General features: G+C 69.4%; 17 protein-coding genes. 9 read left to right on the plus strand and 8 right to left on the minus strand.

Annotated features, from left to right (window positions below; genetic code table 11):
• The first annotated feature begins 43 nt into the window (after nucleotides 1-43).
• Nucleotides 44-1354: an LCP family protein gene (locus ACIQZO_RS35715; RefSeq protein ID WP_403634728.1), complete on the plus strand. Its 1311-nt coding sequence runs from the start codon at nucleotides 44-46 to the stop codon at nucleotides 1352-1354.
• A gap of 51 nt (nucleotides 1355-1405) precedes the next feature.
• Here the strand turns inward: ACIQZO_RS35715 and ACIQZO_RS35720 are convergent, their stop codons facing one another.
• Both ACIQZO_RS35720 and ACIQZO_RS35725 read right to left on the minus strand, forming a co-directional pair.
• The gene (locus tag ACIQZO_RS35720; RefSeq protein ID WP_403634730.1) at nucleotides 1406-2488 is read right to left on the minus strand and encodes a sugar phosphate nucleotidyltransferase; all 1083 of its coding nucleotides are present in this window, start codon (nucleotides 2486-2488) and stop codon (nucleotides 1406-1408) included.
• Between the two features lie 151 nt (nucleotides 2489-2639).
• Nucleotides 2640-3284, minus strand: coding sequence for a hypothetical protein (locus tag ACIQZO_RS35725; RefSeq protein ID WP_403634732.1), 645 nt, complete (start codon nucleotides 3282-3284; stop codon nucleotides 2640-2642).
• A gap of 402 nt (nucleotides 3285-3686) precedes the next feature.
• Between ACIQZO_RS35725 and ACIQZO_RS35730 the strand changes: the two genes are divergently transcribed.
• From ACIQZO_RS35730 to ACIQZO_RS35755, 6 genes are all read left to right on the plus strand, one after another.
• On the plus strand, nucleotides 3687-3944 hold the full coding sequence (locus ACIQZO_RS35730; protein WP_403634734.1) for a hypothetical protein: 258 nt from the start codon (nucleotides 3687-3689) through the stop codon (nucleotides 3942-3944).
• Nucleotides 3919-4449 carry a DUF6879 family protein gene (locus ACIQZO_RS35735; protein WP_403634737.1) on the plus strand — a complete coding sequence of 177 codons (531 nt, stop codon included), beginning with the start codon at nucleotides 3919-3921 and terminating at the stop codon, nucleotides 4447-4449. The genes ACIQZO_RS35730 and ACIQZO_RS35735 overlap by 26 nt, the downstream gene beginning before the upstream one ends.
• 26 nt (nucleotides 4450-4475) lie before the next feature.
• On the plus strand, nucleotides 4476-5324 hold the full coding sequence (locus ACIQZO_RS35740) for a helix-turn-helix domain-containing protein (protein ID WP_403634739.1): 849 nt from the start codon (nucleotides 4476-4478) through the stop codon (nucleotides 5322-5324).
• 117 nt (nucleotides 5325-5441) lie between these two features.
• On the plus strand, nucleotides 5442-5651 hold the full coding sequence (locus tag ACIQZO_RS35745; RefSeq protein WP_403634741.1) for a hypothetical protein: 210 nt from the start codon (nucleotides 5442-5444) through the stop codon (nucleotides 5649-5651).
• 275 nt (nucleotides 5652-5926) lie between these two features.
• Nucleotides 5927-6151, plus strand: coding sequence for a DUF397 domain-containing protein (locus ACIQZO_RS35750; protein ID WP_403634744.1), 225 nt, complete (start codon nucleotides 5927-5929; stop codon nucleotides 6149-6151).
• Nucleotides 6152-6233: 82 nt separating this feature from the next.
• Nucleotides 6234-6698: a hypothetical protein gene (locus ACIQZO_RS35755; RefSeq protein ID WP_403634747.1), complete on the plus strand. Its 465-nt coding sequence runs from the start codon at nucleotides 6234-6236 to the stop codon at nucleotides 6696-6698.
• A gap of 668 nt (nucleotides 6699-7366) precedes the next feature.
• Here the strand turns inward: ACIQZO_RS35755 and ACIQZO_RS35760 are convergent.
• On the minus strand, nucleotides 7367-7903 hold the full coding sequence (locus ACIQZO_RS35760) for a hypothetical protein (RefSeq protein WP_403634749.1): 537 nt from the start codon (nucleotides 7901-7903) through the stop codon (nucleotides 7367-7369).
• A gap of 134 nt (nucleotides 7904-8037) precedes the next feature.
• Between ACIQZO_RS35760 and ACIQZO_RS35765 the strand changes: the two genes are divergently transcribed.
• A complete protein-coding gene (locus ACIQZO_RS35765; RefSeq protein ID WP_403634751.1) occupies nucleotides 8038-9213 on the plus strand; it encodes a tyrosine-type recombinase/integrase in 1176 nt (391 codons plus the stop codon).
• 199 nt (nucleotides 9214-9412) lie between these two features.
• Here ACIQZO_RS35765 and ACIQZO_RS35770 read toward each other — a convergent pair whose 3' ends face one another.
• Nucleotides 9413-10585, minus strand: coding sequence for an acyl-CoA dehydrogenase (locus ACIQZO_RS35770; RefSeq protein ID WP_403634753.1), 1173 nt, complete (start codon nucleotides 10583-10585; stop codon nucleotides 9413-9415).
• Nucleotides 10586-10779: 194 nt separating this feature from the next.
• On the opposite strand from ACIQZO_RS35770, the gene ACIQZO_RS35775 reads away from it, so the two are divergent.
• Nucleotides 10780-12123, plus strand: coding sequence for a UDP-glucose dehydrogenase family protein (locus ACIQZO_RS35775; protein WP_403634756.1), 1344 nt, complete (start codon nucleotides 10780-10782; stop codon nucleotides 12121-12123).
• A gap of 122 nt (nucleotides 12124-12245) precedes the next feature.
• Here ACIQZO_RS35775 and ACIQZO_RS35780 read toward each other — a convergent pair whose 3' ends face one another.
• The 4 genes from ACIQZO_RS35780 to ACIQZO_RS35795 all read right to left on the minus strand — a co-directional run bounded on the left by ACIQZO_RS35780 (nucleotide 12246) and on the right by ACIQZO_RS35795 (nucleotide 16306).
• Nucleotides 12246-13313 (minus strand): membrane dipeptidase, encoded by a 1068-nt coding sequence (locus tag ACIQZO_RS35780; protein WP_403634758.1) that lies wholly within the window; start codon nucleotides 13311-13313, stop codon nucleotides 12246-12248.
• A gap of 142 nt (nucleotides 13314-13455) precedes the next feature.
• On the minus strand, nucleotides 13456-14637 hold the full coding sequence (locus tag ACIQZO_RS35785) for a dipeptidase (protein ID WP_403634761.1): 1182 nt from the start codon (nucleotides 14635-14637) through the stop codon (nucleotides 13456-13458).
• Nucleotides 14634-15170, minus strand: a complete 537-nt coding sequence (gene purE, locus ACIQZO_RS35790; RefSeq protein WP_403634763.1) for a 5-(carboxyamino)imidazole ribonucleotide mutase — start codon at nucleotides 15168-15170, stop codon at nucleotides 14634-14636. Before purE ends, ACIQZO_RS35785 begins: the two co-directional genes overlap by 4 nt.
• The gene (locus ACIQZO_RS35795) at nucleotides 15167-16306 is read right to left on the minus strand and encodes a 5-(carboxyamino)imidazole ribonucleotide synthase (RefSeq protein WP_403634766.1); all 1140 of its coding nucleotides are present in this window, start codon (nucleotides 16304-16306) and stop codon (nucleotides 15167-15169) included. The genes purE and ACIQZO_RS35795 overlap by 4 nt, the downstream gene beginning before the upstream one ends.
• Nucleotides 16307-16407 lie beyond the last annotated feature (101 nt).

Below are 16407 nucleotides of genomic sequence, written 5' to 3' on the forward strand. Positions count from 1 at the left end.
CCGGGCTGTCGCGGGACGCACCAGGGAAGGCATTCTTGGGCGCATGAATGACTGGCCAGAAGGTCGTGACGACGCGTACGGGCGCGGCAGCGCGCAGCCGCAGCCCGAGGGCGCGCAGCGGATGCGGCACATCCAGCGGCAGCCGCAGCAGCCGCCGCGGCCCGGGCAGCCCCCGCGGCCGCAGCGACCGGCGGGCCCGCCGCCCGCGCACGGCGTGCCCCCGCAGCAGGCGGGAAGCCACGACGCGTACGGCGGTTACGACAGCGGCTACAACACGGGCCAGGTCTACGGGAACCCGGCGGGCGGCCCTCCGGGCGGACCCGCGGGCCCCGGCGGCCCCGGTGGGCCGTCCGGGTCCGGACGGCCCGGCCCCGCTCCGGACTGGCGCAGGCGGATCAAGGTCGGCTCGATCGTGCTGGTCTCCGCGCTCCTTGTGACATCGGTCTCCACCTACTTCTGGGCCGACTCCAAGGTGCGCCGCGAGGTCGACCTCTCCAAGGTCATCGAGCGCCCCAAGGCGGGCGACTGCACGACGTACCTGATCGTGGGCTCCGACAGCCGCGAGGGCATGTCCGCCGAGGAGAAGAAGAAGCTGCACACCGGCTCGGCCGAGGGCAAGCGGACCGACTCGATGATGATCCTGGCGAAGTGCTCCAGCGGGAACACCATGATCTCGCTGCCGCGCGACTCGGACGTGGAGATCCCCTCCTTCGTCGGGTCGCAGTCCGGCAAGAAGTTCCCCGGCCAGGGGCGCCGGGTCAAGCTCAACGCGGCCTACGCGGAGGACGGTCCCGAGCTGCTGGTGCGGACGGTGGAGCACAACACCGGCCTGCACATCGACCACTACGCGGAGATCGGCTTCGCCGGCTTCGCGAACATCGTGGACGCGCTCGGCGGTGTGGAGCTCGACATCGAGGAGGGCTTCAAGGACGAGAAGTCGGGCGCCGACTTCAAGGCCGGCAAGCAGACCCTCAACGGCGAGCAGTCGCTGGCCTTCGTACGGACCCGGTACGCCTTCGCCGAGTCCGACCTCCAGCGCACCAAGAACCAGCAGAAGTTCCTGTCGGCGCTGGCGAGCCAGGCCGCGACGCCCTCGACGATCCTCAACCCGTTCGCGCTCTACCCGATGCTGGGCGCGGGCCTGGACACGCTCATCGTGGACAAGGACATGGGCCTGTACGACATGGGCCAGATGTTCTTCGCGATGAAGGGCGTCAACGGCGGTGACGGCGTCTCGATGAACATCCCGATCTCCGGCCAGCGCGGCGGCAACCTCGTCTGGGACAAGGCGAAGGTGCAGCAGCTGGTGAAGCAGATCCAGAACGACGAGAAGGTCACCGTCCGCGGGAACTGACGGCGGCGAGGGAGTGCGGCCCGTGCGGCCGTGCTCCCTCCCGGACCGGGATCAGGCGTCCGGGGAGAAGCGGATGGCGGCGGCGGGCAGCTGCGCCTCGCACCACACGCGCGCGCCGGCGCGCAGTTCGTTGTCGGCTCCCACCGCCGCGCCGTCGCCGACGACCGTGCCGTCGAGCACGGTCCGCGCGCCGACCGAGGCCCCGGCCCCGATGAGGCTGGCGTTCACCTGGGCGTCCGGGCCGATGACGGCGTCGTCGAGGACGATCGAGCCCTGGATGACCGCTCCGGCCCCGATGCGGGCTCCGGCGCCCACCACGGTGCCGCCGGAGAGCTTGGCCCCGGCCGCCACCTCGGCGCCGGGCAGGACCAGGTACTCGCCGCGGCGTCCGGGGACGGCCGGGGAGGGGACCACGCCGCGTACGAGGTCGGCGGAAGCCTGGATGATCGACTCGGGCTTGCCGAGGTCCATCCAGTAGGTGTCCTCGGTGACGCCGTGCAGCTTGGCGCCCGCGGCGAGCAGGCCGGGGAAGGTCTCGCGCTCGACGGACACCGGCCGACCGGCCGGGATGGAGTCGATCACGCTGCGGCGAAAGACGTAGCAGCCGGCGTTGATCTGGTCGGTGATGATCTCCTCGGGGGTCTGCGGCTTCTCCGTGAAGGCCAGCACCCGCCCCTCGGAGTCGGTGGGGACCAGGCCGAAGGCGCGCGGGTCCTCGACCCGGACCAGGTGCAGGGAGACGTCGGCGTCGGCCGCCTTGTGGGATTCGACCAGGCCGGCGATGTCGAGGCCGGTGAGGATGTCTCCGTTGAAGACGAGGACGGCGGAGTCCGGGCCGCCGGTCAGGCGCGCTCCGGCGTTGCGGATGGCGCCGCCGGTGCCGAGGGGCTCGTCCTCGACCACGTACTCCAGGCTGAGGCCGAAGTCGGATCCATCACCGAAGTAGGGCTCGAAGACCTCGGCGAGGTAGCAGGTGGCCATCACGATGTGCGTGACGCCGGCGGCGGCGGCCCTGGCTATCTGGTGGGCGAGGAACGGGACGCCGGCCGTGGGAACCATCGGCTTGGGCGTGTTCACCGTCACGGGACGCAGGCGCGTCCCTTGTCCGCCGACCAGCAGGATCGCTTCCGTCATTGCGTTCTCCCCAACCGATTCCGGCGTACGAAGGTCCAAATTTAGCCCATCCGGGGGCGCCCGAGGGCCGGTGCCGGATGTGTCCACCGGTGCGCTCACCCGTGGGTTCGGCACACTCGACATGTCATGAAATGACGCGTTGTCCGCCCGGTCAGGAAGCGAACGGACTGGCGTGGCCCGGAAGTTGCCGCCCCGGCTCCAGGAAGCGCTGCCTGCCGTGGTCGTCCGAGACCGGGACGAACCCGGCGTCCGTCAGTCGCCGGGCGATCCGCTGCCGGCGGATCGCTCCCAGCTTGAGGCCGCCGCCCAGGAACGCCGCGAGCGCCGCGCCGCCGACCAGCGCGGCGACCGGCATCCCGAGGACGAGCAGCAGGAGGACCATGGCTCCGCAGGACCCCCAGGCGATCAGCTTCTGCCGCTTGTTCGCGGCCTCGGCCATGACGTCGAGCATGATCCTGTCCTTGAGCCGGGCCACGGGCTCCTGCGCCTCGGGGAGCGGCTTGACCGTCCCCGGCCGCATTCCCGGCACCGTCCCGCCGTTGCCGGCCTGCGGGTGGGCGGCGATGATCGCCGCTTCGCGGGCACGCGCCGCGGGGTGCGGGTCCCGGTACATCCGCACCAGGATCAGCATGCCGTTGTGGCCGGTCCGGTGCGCCCGGTCGTACGCGTAGCCGTACTGCTCCGCGACGTGGGCCAGGGCGGCCACCCGGCCGACCGTCTGCTCCGGGCCGATCTCGACGTCGTCCTGGCGGGCGATCTGCCCGAGCATCGCCGATATCTGGCGTTCCGTGAACATGCCTGTTTCCGCCCCACCTGCGCGCCTACGGCTGACAGCCGCACAGCCTAGCCCGCCGCCCCCTGCGCGAACGTCCCCCGACCCGTGCCGGGGGACGCCGCGTCGCTGCAGGTCAGGTACCCGCTACGGCAGGTTGCGGGCCATGACGATGCGCTGGACCTGATTCGTGCCTTCATAAATCTGCGTGCTTTACGGCACATGCAGCTCTGACCAGCATCGACGCCCTTTCCATAGGGGGTCACCCCAGGATTCCCCCATGATCGCTAGCGCGTCGTCCCTGGTCAGAGCAAGGTGCGCCGTTCCATCCCGGCTCAAGGGCTGTTTCCGCCCCCTTGACGCTCGCGCGCCGCCACGACGAAGCTCGTGCAAGTTGGCGTAAGCCACTCGACACCGGAGGCAGTCATGGCACTACGGTTCATCGGGATTGATCCAGACACCGGGCAGCAGGGCTCCCCCACCGTATGGGTGGACGAGGAAAAGGGGGAGTTGGTGCTCCAGGGCTGGAAGCCAGACGAGAAGCTAGAAACGGAGTGCGCGGCGTTCGAGGTTCCCGGGCACGCTCCGGGCATCCCTCCGCACGAAGCCGTGATTCGGATTCCGGCCCGTATGGTGCCGATGCTCAGGAAGGCGTGCGATGTCGCAGAACGAGCCGGGCTTTAACGAGCTGCTGGCCACAGCCAAGCACTCGGCTGTGCACCTGGAGCTGCGAGACTCGTACGGCGTCGGGGATGAGGCCGAGGACTTCGAGACCTGGACGCGTACGGGTCAGCGCGACATTGACCCGGCCTCCGCCTACTGGACGCCATGGGTTGATTTGATTCGCAGCACCGTGGCCCGAGGCGTGGCCGTCCGCCGCGCCCGCGTCGTATCGGAACCGGTTACGGATTACATCCGGTACGAGCACGCCGGCACCGTGGTCAACCTTCACGCCGGGGAGCAAGTCCGCTGGCTGCCTCGGCGGCAAGCTTCGGACATCGCGCTCCCCGGAAACGACTGCTGGGTGTTCGACGGAGAGATCGTGCTCTTCAACCACTTCTCCGGGGATGGAAACTGGTCCGAGCCTGGCTGGGAGGTTCGTTCCGAGCCCGCTGTCGCACGGCTGGCATCGGCTGCGTTCGAGGCAGTCTGGGAGCGCGGCATCCCGCACGAGAAGTTCACGGTCTGACCTGACGAAATACGAAGAGCCCACTCATGTCTGCGTCCCCCTCGTCCAGCGCCCAAGCTGCCCGCGAAGCCATCGCCGCCCGTCTCGGGGGCCTACGCAAAGACGCGGAGCTGACCGGGCATGAGTTGGCACTTCGGTGCGACTGGAGCCCCGCGAAGTCCTCACGCATCGAGCGCGCCAAGACCCCTGCGTCGGCCGCCGACATCCGCGCCTGGTGCAAGGCGTGCGGAGCAGAAGACCAGACAGACGACCTGATCGCGGCCAACCGCCAAGCCGACCAGATGTACGTCCACTGGCAAAAGCTGCACCGCCACGGCATGCGCCGGGCGCAGGAGGAAGTTGTCCCCCTGTACGAGGAGACCCGCCACTTCCGCGTGTACTGCTCGAACGTGGTGCCGGGCATGCTCCAGACCGAGGCGTACGCGGCAGCCCTGCTATCGACCATCGCCGCCTTTCAGGGCACCCCTGACGACTCACAGACAGCAGCGGAATCCCGAATCGAACGCTCGCGCGTTCTCCACGAAGGTGGCCACCGCTTCGCGCTGCTGCTGGAAGAAACGGTGCTCCGCTACCGCATTGGCGACGCCTCCGCCATGGCCGGACAGCTTGGCTATCTGCTGGCTGTCATGGCGCTGCCGAACGTGAGCCTTGGGGTTATCCCCTTCACGGCCCAGCGGTTTGTCTGGCCCCTGGAAGCCTTCTATCTGTTCGACGGCCGTCAAGCGAGCGTGGAACTGCTGACGGCCGCAGTGAACGTCACGGCGCCCAGCGAGGTTGCCACGTACGCCAAGGCGTTCTCAGAGCTGTCCAAGCTCGCTGTCTACGGTGCCCCCGCCCGGGCTCTGATCTCGGACGCGATTACCTCAATCGGTTAGTTCGCGTGCAAGCTCGTGCAAGACCCTGGATGCCTCACTGGTGCCCTCCCTAACGTCGTCTTCACACCGAGTAACGGCGAGCACCGCACAGGGTGCGTGTGCGGTTAGGGGCGCGATATGGCGAGGGCGAAGAAGACGAAGGCCCCGGAGTTCGACCGGGACGCGTGGGAGTACCTGACCTTCGCGCCCGGACACGAGTGCTCCGCCTGTCACCGGCCCATCGGGGACCTGGAGCCGGCCCTCCGAGGGGCCATTGACCGCACCTCGGGCGCGCCCGCCCCCGTCTATCGGCACGACAAGTGCCCCACCCGCGCGGTGGCCGCGTGATGGACATGCAGACATGGCGGGACGGCCACACACGGGCCACAGACGCCGCCGAATCCCTACGTGCAGCTTTGGCTGCCCTTGGAGTCCCCGAAAGCGCCTGGAGCGGCATGCGGCCCACGGTCACCTACAACGGCCTCCCGTACGTGCACCTGGGGATGCTCCCGGCCGACGTGGTGGAGCAGATAGCCGAGGCCATGAGGGCCACGAAGACTTCCGCCCACTGAGGGGCGGGAGACGGCCCTCAGCGGGCCGTCAGATGATCAGGAAGGGCAACGATGACCGACCTGTACGCGCTCGATATCGACACGGCCGCCTTCTCGAAGGCTTGCGGCGGCAGCACCCACCCGGACGGCGAGGCGTGCGTGACACTCGCCAAGATCGGCCCCGATGCGTGGGCCCTGGGTGACAGCAAGCGCCCGGACGCGGAGCCGCTGCGCTTCACCACGGCGGAGCTGGACGCGGCGGGCATCGACCCCAAGCGGTTCGACCTCTCCGCCTGATCCCTGAGCACCACCTGACTGACGGCCCCGCCCACACGCCGACGGGCGGGGCCGTCGCCATTCCCAGGATCGGAGCAGAGCAGTGCATCACCACGGCTACGCATGGGTTGGGGAGAAGGCAGCGTTCGACAAGGAGGGGCTTCGTCGGCCGCCCGGTGAGCAGCCGACTGCTACCAGTCCGGAAGATGTGAGACAGCGCCACCGTCAGGCGGCGGCGGAGTTCCCGTACTCCGACCTCCCGCCTCTCCAGACAGCGCACTGGCTTATGAAGCCCGCCTCCTTGGTGCGCGGAACGTGGGAGGAGCCCAAGGAGGCCGGGGAATGGGTGGGGCTTCAACTCGCTCAGTTCGCGCCCCGTTTTGGCTCCATCCAAGACGCTGAGGCGACGCGTCTCGTACTCCTGGTGAAGTCTGCCGTCGAGCGGCTGACGTGGGGCGGGGATGTGTCCCTGGGCCACTATCTGAGCGGCAAGGTCTTCCATTCCGTGGCCGTAGTGACTTGCTCACCGAACCGCGCTGAACGCCATCTGCCCTGTCCTCTGAAGTAGTCGAAGCAACGAATCAAGCCCCGGCCGATTGGCCGGGGCTTGATTCGGGGTCGGGCGGTAGGCGTCCATCTGGACGACCGTGGCGCGCTTCACGTCACGCTCCGCGTTGGCCGGCTGAGGGGTGAGAGAAGGGCCCGGCTGCTCTGAGTGAATGGGAGTGTCACCGCGGAGCGTGAAAACGGTGGCCGGTCGGCCGGTCTTTCCCGACCGTTCCACGGTGACGACTATTTCGGGCAGTGCCTTGACCTCTTCAGCGGTCGCCCCCACCTACGGGAGGACCTGAGAGGAAGTGGCCCGTCCACGTTCAGTTCGATCCGGGCCCGGACCTTGTCCGCTAGACCGAGCGGCTGCCGCTTCACCCTCGGGGCGTCGGCCCCTTTGGTGATCCGTACCGCGTCCTGGACGGAGCGGCGTACGAGTGTGAAGGCTGCGGACAGGATTTCGTCCGTGATGATCTCGGAGCACTCGGAAGCGGCAAGGCAGGCGGCCACCCGAAGGGTCTGTTCCGCAGTCCGTTCAATGAAGACCGCCTGCCCGTCGGGCAGGGGCTCGCCGAAGATGCGCGCGTACCGGCGAACGATCCGCCACAACGGGCGAGCGTCCTCGGACAGCGTGACTCGGGGCTTTTAGAAAATATGAAGTTCGAGAACTACGGGTTCAACCAACCGTCACTGCTCACCACCGAGCCCCAGTACCGCCTTGGCCTTGTCGGTCACCTCTCCGCCGGCCTTGCCTGCGAGGGTGCCCAAGTAGCCGTCCCGCCGCGCCTTCTTCAGGTGATCCTTGACCGTCTCGGGCCGACGTTCGATCAACCGGGCGAGCCAAGGAATCGGAGCTGGGGCACCGCTATCCGCCATGGCGGAGTACGCCAGCGTGAGCGTCGCCAGATAGCGCTCTGAGACTCCCTCGGCCGCCAGGAGGCGCCCGGCAGCCTCGCCCGTAGCTTCCACCTGCCGCGAGAGGTCCTCAAGCGTTCGCTGGGCCTCAGGAGCCTTCTTGGCCAGGTTCAGCGCGGCGGCAATGTCCAGCCTCCTGAGAACGGTCGTAGAGATGCCGCGCGCAACGTCACGTGGCTCGGCGCCGTCAACCGGCTCCAAGGTCATGCGCTGCGGGCCTCCCGTGATCGACCCAGTCGGCCACCACATCCGGATCACCCAACTGCCCTGCTGCTGGGTGATCTCGAATCCGCTCTCGTCTACCTTCATGCCCCCACCGTACACCACCCGGGGTGACCCACCCTGTGTTGACAACCCAGGGTGGTCACCGTGCAGACTGAGGCCGGGGCGGCCATGCACGACCGGGGAGCGGCCCATTCATCGACTGGAAGGCCGGCAGTGCTGTGGCAAGAGCATGGGTAGCGCGCTCGAAAGACGACGCGAAGAAGTGGACGACGTTTTGGTACGACCCGGATGGCAAGCAGCGTCAGAAGTCGTTCGAGACCAAGAAGCGCGCCGACGACCACCAGAAGCGGAAGGAGCAGGAGCTCGACGCCGGGACCTACCTGGACGACAAGTTGGGGAAGCAGCCCGTTACTGCGGTCTGGGAGCAGTGGACCCAGCAAAGGAAGTTGGAGAACAGCACCAAGAAGCAGTACCGCTCGATCCAGAGAACGACTCTGGAGCCGTTCTTCAAGGCCCGCTCGATCGTGTCGTTGAAGGTCGCGGACATTGAACAGTGGCTGCTGTGGATGGAGCAGGATCGGAAGCTGTCGGCCCGGACCCGGCGCCAGCGGTTCTCGTTCTTCTCCGGGATGATGGATTGGGCCGTCGTCAACGAGATCATCGGGCGCAATCCGTGCAAGAAGATCCGGCACGCGGGCAGCCGCGCCAAGGAGATACGCGAGCACAAGAGCAATGCCCGGCGGCTGACCACCCGGGAAGTCCTGGCGACGCTGAACGGGGCTCCGCCCCGGTACCGGGCGATGCTCTGGCTCATGGCGGGATGCGGTCTCCGCATCGGTGAGGCCATGGCGGTCTCGCGCGATCAGATCGACTTTCAGGCCGAGGCTCTGCGCGTCGATTTCCAGATGGCGGAGGACGGCGAATCCGAGTCGGGGAAGAACAGCACGCTACAGCGGCGGCACGTCAAGGCCCGGGATGAAGAGGAACCGGGGCGCGTTGTGCCCCTTCCGCCGAACGTGGCGTTCGAGCTGCGCAGGCACATCAAGAACCACGGCGTGTGGGGACCTGAGCGTCTGCTGTTCCCGAACGTAACCCGGACCGGGTACCTGTACGCGTCGTATTTCTACCGGCAAATCTGGCTGGTCGCCCTGGCGAAGGGCGGGGTGACCTACTGCAAGCCGCACTCCATGCGGCACTACTACGGGTCTCGGTTGCTCTATGCGGGCGTGCCTGAGAACGATGTGGCCGACTGGATGGGACACAGCAGCACGGACGTGCTCCGCGAGCACTACCACTACATCTTCGAAGGGGCCGAGCAGCGCGGGCGCGCAGCCATCGCGACCATGCTGACCGCCGACGCGGACGACCCCACCGAGCGGGATGAAGTCGCCTGATCCGACCCACACGAAAGGCCCCCGCCTCATGCCGGGGGCCTTGTCGTTTGGGCAGGTCAGCACATGTTTCCAACCCAGTGTCAGCCCAGGATTTCCCCAGCATGACGCCCAGGAACACCCCGGAACGGACCCGAACGGACCGGAAGCCGATCAGGGGTGCCGGATCGGCCGAGTGGGCCGCTGACCTGCGAAAACCTCGCTACGGAAGGTTCCTCGCCATGACGATGCGCTGGACCTGGTTCGTGCCTTCATAAATCTGGGTAATCTTGGCGTCGCGCATCATGCGCTCCACCGGGTAGTCACGGGTGTAGCCGTAACCGCCGAGGAGCTGGACGGCGTCCGTGGTGACCTCCATGGCCACGTCTGAGGCGAAGCACTTGGCCGCGGCGCCGAAGAAGGTCAGGTCCTCCTTCTCACCTCCGGCGGAAACACGCTCGGACTTCGCGGCGGCCGAGTAGGTCAGCTGGCGGGCGGCCTCGATCTTCATGGCCATGTCCGCGAGCATGAACTGCACGCCCTGGAAGTCGCCGATCGGCTTGCCGAACTGCTTGCGCTCCTGGACGTAGCCCTTGGCGTAGTCCAGGGCGCCCTGGGCGATGCCGAGCGCCTGGGCCGCGATGGTGATGCGGGTGTGGTCCAGGGTCTTCATCGCGGTGGCGAAGCCGGTGCCCTCGGCGCCGATCATGCGGTCGGCCGGGATCCGGACGTTGTCGAGGTAGACCTCGCGCGTCGGGGAGCCCTTGATGCCGAGCTTCTTCTCCGGGGCGCCGAAGGAGACGCCCTCGTCGGACTTCTCGACGACGAAGGCGCTGATGCCCTTGGAGCGCTTCTCGGGGTCGGTGACGGCCATCACCGTGTAGTACTCGGAGACGCCCGCGTTGGTGATCCAGCGCTTGACGCCGTTGAGCACCCAGAAGTCCCCGTCGCGCACGGCGCGGGTCTTCATGCCGGCGGCGTCGGAGCCCGCGTCCGGCTCGGAGAGCGCGTACGAGAACATCGCGTCGCCCTTGGCGAGCGGGCCCAGGTACTTGGCCTTGAGCTCCTCGGAACCGGAGAGGATCACCGGGAGCGAGCCGAGCTTGTTCACGGCCGGGATGAGGGAGGAGGAGGCGCAGACACGGGCCACCTCCTCGATCACGATCACGGTGGCGAGGGCGTCGGCGCCCGCGCCGCCGTAGGTCTCGGGCACGTGGACGGCGTGCAGGTCGCTGGAGACCAGGGCGTCCAGGGCCTCCTGCGGGAAGCGGGACTCCTCGTCGACCGCGGCCGCGAACGGCAGGATCTTCGCCTCCGCGAGCGAGCGGACCGACTCGCGGAGCATGTCGTGCTCCTCGGCCGGGCGGTACAGGTCGAAGTCGGCAGAACCCGCCAAGATCTCTCACTCCCCAGGGTGATGCGTGATGCTAACTACCGTTAAGTAACCCAAGCTTAGTGGGCCGGTCACGGATGGCGATATGGACGGCCCACGTGAGTTGCGTGACAGCGGGGCACTCCTGGGGAACGTCCCCGCTGGTGGGCCCGACTATGCTCAGTGGCCGCAAACGGCCCCGCACCTCTGGAGCACCCATGGCCCCCCTCAGGATCACTGTGATCGGCACCGGCTACCTCGGCGCGACCCACGCCGCGGCGATGGCGGAGCTGGGCTTCGAGGTGCTGGGGCTGGACGTGGTACCGGAAAAGATCGAGATGCTCGCCTCCGGCCGGGTGCCCATGTACGAGCCCGGGCTGGAGGAACTGCTGGCCAAGCACGTGGCCGGCCTGCCGGGCTCGACGGGACGGCTGCGCTTCACCACCTCCTACGAGGAGGTCGGGGAGTTCGGCGACGTCCACTTCGTCTGCGTGAACACTCCGCAGAAGCACGGCGAGTACGCGTGCGACATGTCCTACGTCGACTCCGCGATGGCCTCCCTGGCCCCGTACCTGACCCGGCCGGTCCTGGTCGTCGGCAAGTCCACGGTCCCGGTGGGGTCGGCGCAGCGGCTGGCGGCGAAGCTCACCGAGCTGTCCCCGGCGGGCGCGGACGTGGAACTGGCCTGGAACCCGGAGTTCCTGCGGGAGGGCTTCGCCGTGCAGGACACCCTGCACCCCGACCGGATCGTGATCGGCGTACAGGGCGAGCGCGGCGAGAAGCTGCTGCGCGAGGTGTACGAGACGCCGATGTCCGAGGGCACCCCGCTGGTCGTCACCGACTTCCCGACGTCGGAGCTCGTCAAGACCGCCGCCAACTCCTTCCTCGCCACGAAGATCTCCTTCATCAACGCGATGGCGGAGGTCTGCGAGGCCGCCGGCGGCGACGTGGTGAAGCTGGCCGAGGCCATCGGCTACGACGAGCGGATCGGCGCGAAGTTCCTGCGCGCCGGGATCGGCTTCGGCGGCGGCTGCCTGCCGAAGGACATCCGGGCCTTCATGGCGCGCGCCGGCGAGCTCGGCGCCGACCAGGCGCTGACCTTCCTGCGCGAGGTCGACTCCATCAACATGCGGCGCCGCGGGCACATGGTCGAGCTGGCCCGGGAGGCCGTGGGCGGTTCCTTCCTCGGCAAGCGGGTCGCCGTGCTCGGCGCCACCTTCAAGCCTGACTCGGACGACGTCCGCGACTCGCCCGCGCTGAACGTGGCCGGGCAGATCCACCTCCAGGGCGGCCAGGTCACCGTCTACGACCCCAAGGGCATGGACAACGCCCGCCGCGTCTTCCCGACCCTCGGCTACGCGGACTCCGCGCTGGAGGCGGCCCGGGGCGCGGAGGTCGTCCTGCACCTCACCGAGTGGCGCGAGTTCCGCGATCTCGACCCGGCGGAGCTGGCCGGTGTGGTCACCGACCGGCTCGTGCTGGACGGGCGCAACGCGCTGGATCCGGTGCGGTGGCGGGCCGCGGGCTGGACGTACCGGGCGATGGGCCGCCCGCGGGCGTAGCCCTCCGGCCGGGCCGGGGTACGGATACGGGTGCCCCGCTGCGGCGCTGTTGCGGGGGCGCTGCCCCCGGGGCCCCCGCGCCTCAAACGCCGGCGGGGCTGGAGGGGTGCGGCGCGGCCGGGCTAGCGGCGGTGGCCGGCGGCGCGGGAGGTGAATTCCGCGTCACGGACCACGCGCTGGGCATTGCCCCAGGTCAGCAGGGCCACCTCGGACTCCGGCCAGCCGCGTTCCAGCAGCTCCGCGATCAGCCGCGGGTAGCCCGAGGGGTCGGTCAGGCCCGTAGGGCGGGGGTGGCCCGGTCCGGTGCCGAAGGTGGCGCCGAGTCCGACGCCGTGCGGGCCCGCGATCGCCCGTACGTGGTCGAGGTGGTCGGCCACCGCGTGCAGGGAGTCCCCGGTGCGCTCGGTGTCGAAGGTGACCATCGCAAGGCCGTTCGCCTCCCGCAGCGCGGCCAGGACCTCGTCGGTCACGTTCCCGGGGTGGGGGTTCAGCGAGGCCGCCGCCGTGTTCGAGATGATCACCGGGGCCTTGGAGGCCCCCGCGAGGCGGCAGGCGACCGCCGGCGGGCAGTCGGTGAGGTCCAGCAGGATCGCCAGCCGGTTCGCCTCGCGGACCACCTCGTGGCCGAAGGCCGTCAGCTCCTCCTGCGCCCAGGGCGCTCCCGCCGGCGCGAGGATCCGTACGCCCAGCGCGTGGAAGGCGCGCAGCGCGCCCAGCGAGTCGGTCAGCGTGCGGCCGGGCACCGGGCCCAGGAACGAGGCGATCCGGCCCCGGTTGCGGGCGTCCGCCATGTCGTCGGCGCTGAGCGCCAGGCACAGGCTGTCGGGGTAGCGCCCCAGCAGCGCCAGGGCCGTGTCGATCTGGTCCAGGGTGTCGGAGAGCACCTGGTCACCGGTGGCGTCCTCGTGCACCCGCGCCGACGGCACGAGCAGGGACCAGAACTGGGCTCCCACTCCCCCGGCGCGCAGCCGAGGGATATCGGTGTCCACGCCCGTGTCCGAGGTTTCGATGTCGTGGTACGGACGCTGGTGCAGGGTCCGGACCAGGGTGTTGCACCCGTCGGCCACGGGATGGACTGCCAGCAGCGCGACGGCCCGGTCGAGGGCGCCCGCCGCCACCGCTACCGCGGGTGGGGGGAGGTCTTCGGCTCCGATGCCCACGGAGTGGGGTTCATCCTGCAGGTCGGCCATGGCGTTCGCTCCGGTCTCGGCGGCAGCAGGGAGAGGTGGTGCCACCGTGACACGCGGGACGGCCGAGCCGCCCGGCGGACGCAGCGTTCGAGTGAACCCGCAGGTCACACCCTGTCACCGCATCCGCCGGGCACCGCTTGCGCTACCCGATCACCGCGTTCGACGGGCCCCGGGACGACGACAGCTCACGGGCGACCGCCTCCGCGTCGCGCAGCACCCGTACCGCGTTGGACCAGGTCAGCTTCGCCAGGTCGGTACGGGACCAGCCGCGCGTGAGCAGCTCGGCGACGAGGTTCGGGTAGCCCGCCACGTCGTCCAGGCCGGAGGGGGTGAAGGCCGTGCCGTCGTAGTCGCCGCCGATGCCGATGTGGTCGATGCCGGCCACCTCGCGCATGTGGTCCAGGTGGTCGGCGACCGTCGCGGCCGTGGCCACCGGGCGCGGGCGCTGTGCCTCGAAGGCCCGGTGCAGGGCCATCGCATCGGGGGTGGTGTCCAGGTGGTGGAAACCGTGCGCCCGCAGGTTCTCGTCCGCGGCCAGGGTCCACTCGACCGCCGCCGGGAGGATGAACTTCGGCACGAAGGTGGCCATCGCCACCCCGCCGTTGCCCGGCAGCGTCGCGAGTACGTCGTCGGGGATGTTGCGCGGGTGGTCGCAGACCGCCCGCGCCGAGGAGTGCGAGAAGACCACGGGCGCGGCCGAGACCGCGATCGCGTCGCGCATCGTCGTCGCGGCGACGTGCGAGAGGTCCACCAGCATGCCCACGCGGTTCATCTCGCGGACGACCTCGCGGCCGAAGTCGGTCAGACCGCCGTGCCGGGGCTCGTCGGTCGCCGAGTCCGCCCAGTCGATCGTGTCGTTGTGCGTGAGCGTCATGTACCGCACGCCCAGCTGGTGCAGGGCGCGCAGGGTGGCGAGCGAGTTGTTGATGGAGTGGCCGCCCTCGGCGCCCATCAGCGAGGCGATCCGGCCGTCGGCGCGGGCCGCCTCCATGTCGTCCGCCGTCAGCGCCCGCACCAGGTCGCCGGGGTAGCGGTCGATCAGCTGGGCGACGACGTCGATCTGCTCCAGGGTGGCGCTGACGGCCTCGTCCCCGGCGTAGTCGGAGCGCACGTAGACGGACCAGAACTGCGCGCCGACCCCGCCGGCGCGCAGCCGGGGGATGTCGGTGTGCAGGTGGGCGGACTGGTCGCCCGCGATATCGCGTTGCGCCAGGTCGTAGCGCACCTGCTGACGCAGCGCCCAGGGCAGGTCGTTGTGGCCGTCCACGACGGGGTGCTCGGCCAACAGCTCGCGCGCCTCGTCCAGACGCTGCGCCGCGCTCACTTGCCGAACCCGAAGGACTCCGCGTTCGCGACCTTCGTACGCAGCCGCTTGCCCTTCTCGGTGGCCTGGTCGTTCAGCTCCTGCTGGAAGTCGCGCATCCGGGCCAGCAGCTCCGTGTCGTGCGCGGCCAGCATCCGTACGGCCAGCAGACCCGCGTTGCGCGCCCCAGCGACCGAGACGGTGGCGACGGGAACCCCGGCGGGCATCTGGACGATCGACAGCAGCGAGTCCATGCCGTCGAGGTACTTCAGCGGCACCGGCACGCCGATGACCGGCAGCGGGGTGACCGAGGCGAGCATGCCGGGCAGGTGGGCGGCTCCGCCCGCGCCCGCGATGATCGCCTTCAGGCCGCGGTCGGCGGCCCGCTCCCCGTACGCGACCATCTCGCGCGGCATCCGGTGGGCGGACACGACGTCGACCTCGTAGGGGATCTCGAACTCGTCCAGGGCCTGGGCGGCCGCCTCCATGACGGGCCAGTCCGAGTCGGAGCCCATGACGATGCCGATGACGGGGCCTGCGGAGGTGGTGCTCATTCGGTGATCGTTCCCCTGAGGTAGCCGGCTGCGTGGCGTGCGCGTTCCAGCACATCGTCCAGGTCGTCGCCGTAGGTGTTGACGTGGCCGACCTTGCGGCCGTGCTTCACGTCCTTGCCGTACATGTGGATCTTCAGCTGGGGGTCGTGGGCCATGCAGTGCAGGTACGCCGCGTACATGTCGGGGTAGTCCCCGCCCAGCACGTTCGCCATGACCGTCCACCGGGCGCGGGGGCGCGGGTCGCCGAGCGGGAGGTCCAGGACCGCCCGTACGTGGTTGGCGAACTGGGAGGTGACGGCGCCGTCCTGGGTCCAGTGCCCGCTGTTGTGCGGGCGCATCGCCAGCTCGTTGACCAGGATCCGGCCGTCGGTGGTCTCGAACAGCTCCACGGCCAGGTGGCCGGTCACGTCGAGTTCCTTGGCGATGCGCAGGGCGAGGGCCTGGGCCTCGCCCGCGAGGGCCTCCGAGAGGTTCGGGGCCGGGGCGATCACCGTGTCGCAGACGCCGTCCACCTGGACGGACTCCACGACGGGATAGGCGACCGCCTGTCCGTGCGGGGAGCGGACGATGTTGGCCGCGAGTTCGCGGACGTACTCGACCTTCTCCTCCGCGAGGACCGGGACGCCCGCCTTGAACGGGGCCTCGGCGTCGTCGGGGGTCCGGACGAACCACACCCCCTTGCCGTCGTACCCGCCCCGCACGGTCTTGAGGATGACGGGGAACCCGCCCACCTCGTCCGCGAAGGCGGCCACGTCCACCGGATCGCTCACGATCCGGTGCCGGGGGCTGGGCGCGCCGATCTCGTCGAGCTTGGCGCGCATCACCCCCTTGTCCTGGGCGTGTACCAAAGCGTCGGGCCCCGGGCGGACGGGGATGCCGTCCGCTTCCAGGGCCCGCAGGTGCTCCATGGGTACATGCTCGTGGTCGAAGGTGATCACGTCACAACCGCGCGCGAAGGCACGCAACGTCTCCAAATCGCGATAGTCGCCGATGACGACATCGCTCACGACCTGGGCCGCCGAGTCCTGCGGGGTGTCACTGAGGAGCTTGAATCTGATGCCGAGGGGGATACCCGCCTCGTGGGTCATGCGGGCGAGCTGTCCGCCGCCGACCATGCCGACTACCGGGAACGTCACTCCTCCAGGGTATCCGCCGGTATTCGGCCACCGGGACCCGCGTCGACGCGCCCCCGGCCGGATCCGCCCGCGGGCCGTGTCCGTGTGCCGTGCGTCGCACG

Source organism: Streptomyces sp. NPDC097617 (assembly GCF_044761485.1).
Lineage (GTDB): Bacteria > Actinomycetota > Actinomycetes > Streptomycetales > Streptomycetaceae > Streptomyces.

Coding starts and splice junctions, on each gene's coding strand:
- ACIQZO_RS35720 (WP_403634730.1), bottom strand. CDS start 2,488: ATGACGGAAGCGATCCTGCTGGTCGGCGGACAAGGGACGCGCCTGCGT.
- ACIQZO_RS35725 (WP_403634732.1), bottom strand. CDS start 3,284: ATGTTCACGGAACGCCAGATATCGGCGATGCTCGGGCAGATCGCCCGC.
- purE (WP_403634763.1), bottom strand. CDS start 15,170: ATGAGCACCACCTCCGCAGGCCCCGTCATCGGCATCGTCATGGGCTCC.
- ACIQZO_RS35750 (WP_403634744.1), top strand. CDS start 5,927: ATGACCGACCTGTACGCGCTCGATATCGACACGGCCGCCTTCTCGAAG.
- ACIQZO_RS35760 (WP_403634749.1), bottom strand. CDS start 7,903: ATGAAGGTAGACGAGAGCGGATTCGAGATCACCCAGCAGCAGGGCAGT.
- ACIQZO_RS35745 (WP_403634741.1), top strand. CDS start 5,442: ATGGCGAGGGCGAAGAAGACGAAGGCCCCGGAGTTCGACCGGGACGCG.
- ACIQZO_RS35730 (WP_403634734.1), top strand. CDS start 3,687: ATGGCACTACGGTTCATCGGGATTGATCCAGACACCGGGCAGCAGGGC.
- ACIQZO_RS35775 (WP_403634756.1), top strand. CDS start 10,780: ATGGCCCCCCTCAGGATCACTGTGATCGGCACCGGCTACCTCGGCGCG.
- ACIQZO_RS35735 (WP_403634737.1), top strand. CDS start 3,919: ATGTCGCAGAACGAGCCGGGCTTTAACGAGCTGCTGGCCACAGCCAAG.
- ACIQZO_RS35715 (WP_403634728.1), top strand. CDS start 44: ATGAATGACTGGCCAGAAGGTCGTGACGACGCGTACGGGCGCGGCAGC.
- ACIQZO_RS35780 (WP_403634758.1), bottom strand. CDS start 13,313: ATGGCCGACCTGCAGGATGAACCCCACTCCGTGGGCATCGGAGCCGAA.
- ACIQZO_RS35740 (WP_403634739.1), top strand. CDS start 4,476: ATGTCTGCGTCCCCCTCGTCCAGCGCCCAAGCTGCCCGCGAAGCCATC.